A 2,486-nucleotide genomic window follows, 5' to 3' on the forward strand; every position below is an offset into this window, starting at 1 on the left:
AGTGCGGTCATGGCGGGCTTGAGTTGGGCCGTGTGGCGGGGAGCGCGGTAGGTGGCGGGCTCTAGTGATTCCGGGTGGCTGGAAGTGCGGTGAGGGACTCGAGCGGTGACGGATGGCTGGGAGCGCGGTAAGTGGCCGACTCGAGTGGTGTCGGGTAGCTGGGAGCTGGGTCGGTGTCGGGATCGCGCTCCCAGCCGCACGGCACCCGAGCCCGCCGCCTACCGCGCTCCCCGCCCGTGCGGTATCACTCTCGCGGTAGGCGGCGGGCTCGAGTTCCGGGTGACTGGAAGTGCGGCAGGTGGCGGGCTTGAGGGTGCCGCGTGGCTATTGGCGAGGTCGGCGGGGGGATCGAGTGGCGCCGTGGGCTGGTAGGGCGGTAGATGGCGGGTGGGGGATTTCGGCTGGAATTTGTTTCTGGTCAGGCGATGGCCGGGGTCATCGGGTCGTCGGCGAATTGGGTTCGGTAGAGCTCGGCGTAGCGGCCGTCGGCGTTGAGGAGGTCGGCGTGGGTGCCGCGTTCGATGATTCGGCCGTCTTCCAGGACGAGGATCTGGTCGGCGGCGCGGATGGTCGAGAGGCGGTGGGCGATCACCAGGGCGGTGCGGCCGGTGAGGGCCTCGGTGAGGGCCTCCTGGACGGCGGCTTCCGAGGTGGAGTCCAGGGAGGCGGTCGCTTCGTCGAGGATCACCACGCGCGGCTGCTTGAGCAGCAGGCGGGCGATGGTGAGCCGTTGACGTTCGCCGCCGGACAGGCGGTAGCCGCGTTCGCCGACGACGGTGTCGAGGCCGTCGCTGAGCGAGTCGACCAGGTCGCCGAGCCGAGCGCGGTGCAGCGCGTCCCAGAGGTCCTCGTCGGTCGCCTCGGGGCGGGCCAGCAGCAGGTTCGCGCGGATGGTGTCGTGGAACAGGTGCCCGTCCTGGGTGACCAGGCCGACGGTGCGCTGGATCGACTCGGTGGTGAGTTCACGCACGTCGGTGCCGTTGAGCCGGACCGCACCGGAGTCCACGTCGTAGAGCCGCGAAACCAGTTGCGCGATAGTCGATTTGCCCGCGCCGGAGGAACCGACCAGCGCCACCAGCTGGCCGGGCTCGGCGCGCAGTGACACGTCGTGGAGCACTTCGACCCCGCCTCGGGTGTCGAGCGTCGCGACGTCTTCGAGCGAGGCGAGCGACACCTTGTCGGCCGACGGGTACCCGAAGCGCACGCCGTCCAGCTCAACCGCCACCGGACCCTCGGCCACCGCGACGGCGTCCGGCGCGTCCTCGATCAGCGGTTTCAGGTCCAGCACCTCGAACACCCGCTCGAAACTCACCAGTGCCGCCATGATCTCGAGCCGGGCGCTGGCCAGCGCGGTGAGCGGGGTGTAGAGCCTGGTCAGCAGCAGCGACAGCGCGACGACCGAGCCCGCGTCGAGGCGGCCCGCCAGCGCGTACCACCCGCCGAGACCGTAGACCAGGGCCAGTGCCAGCGCCGACACCAGCGTGAGCGAGGTGACGAAGGTGGTCTGCAGCATCGCCGTGCGCACCCCGATATCGCGCACCCGGGTGGCCCGCACCGCGAATTCCGCCGACTCCTGCCTCGGCCGCCCGAACAGTTTCACCAGAGTGGCGCCGGGCGCGGAGAACCGCTCGGTCATCTGCGTGCTCATGGCCGCGTTGAGCTGGGCCGCCTCGCGCTGCATCTCGGCCAGCCGGTTCCCCGCGCGCCGCGCCGGGATGACGAACACCGGAAGCAGGACCAGCGCGAGCAGCGTGATCTGCCACGAGATGCTGAGCATCACGGCCAGGGTGAGCAGCAGCGTCACCAGATTGGTGATCACGCCGGAGAGGGTGTCGCTGAACGCCCGCTGCGCCCCGATCACGTCGGAGTTCAACCGGCTCACCAGCGCGCCGGTCCTGGTCCGCGTGAAGAACGCCACCGGCATCTTCTGCACATGGTCGAACACGGCGGTCCGCAGATCGAGGATCAGTCCCTCACCGATGCGCGCCGACAACCACCGGATCACCAGCCCCAGCCCCGCGTCCACGATCGCCAACCCCGCGATGGCGAGCGCGAGCAGCACCACCGTGCGCGGCGCCGACCCCCCGACGATGTCGTTGACCACCTTCCCCGCCAGCACCGGCGTGGCCACCCCGAGCACCGCGGCAACCACACTGAGCAGCAGAAACCCCGAAATTCGCCGCCGATGCCCCCGCGCGAACCGCAAGATCCGCCGCGCGGTGACCACACTGAACGGCCGCTCCTCCTCCGGGGCGTTCATCCGCCGATACATCTGGCTATAAGCCACGGACTCGATACTCATGTGTGCTCTCCCTCAGCTCCCCACCCAGTCAACTCCTGCCCACCGACAGTAGAACCTCAAGTTAGGTTGAGGGCAAGCCCGCACGGCGCCACCTGTCACACTCCCAGCTCCACGGCACCACTGAAGCCCGCCACCTTCCGCGCTCCCCGCCGCACGGCCCACTTAAGTCCGTCATGACCGCCTT

At 69.6% G+C, this 2,486-nt stretch carries 1 protein-coding gene; it reads right to left on the reverse strand.

Annotated elements, in window-relative coordinates:
• Positions 1-418: 418 nt before the first annotated feature.
• Positions 419-2,302: an ABC transporter ATP-binding protein gene (locus NC7_RS02455; RefSeq protein WP_067978197.1), complete on the reverse strand. Its 1,884-nt coding sequence runs from the start codon at positions 2,300-2,302 to the stop codon at positions 419-421.
• Between the last annotated feature and the right edge of the window lie 184 nt (positions 2,303-2,486).

The organism is Nocardia caishijiensis NBRC 108228 (genome assembly GCF_001612825.1).
Lineage (GTDB): Bacteria > Actinomycetota > Actinomycetes > Mycobacteriales > Mycobacteriaceae > Nocardia > Nocardia caishijiensis.

Excerpts from the sequence above, each read along its gene's own strand:
- NC7_RS02455 (WP_067978197.1), bottom strand. The coding sequence starts at position 2,302 with ATGAGTATCGAGTCCGTGGCTTATAGCCAGATGTATCGGCGGATGAAC.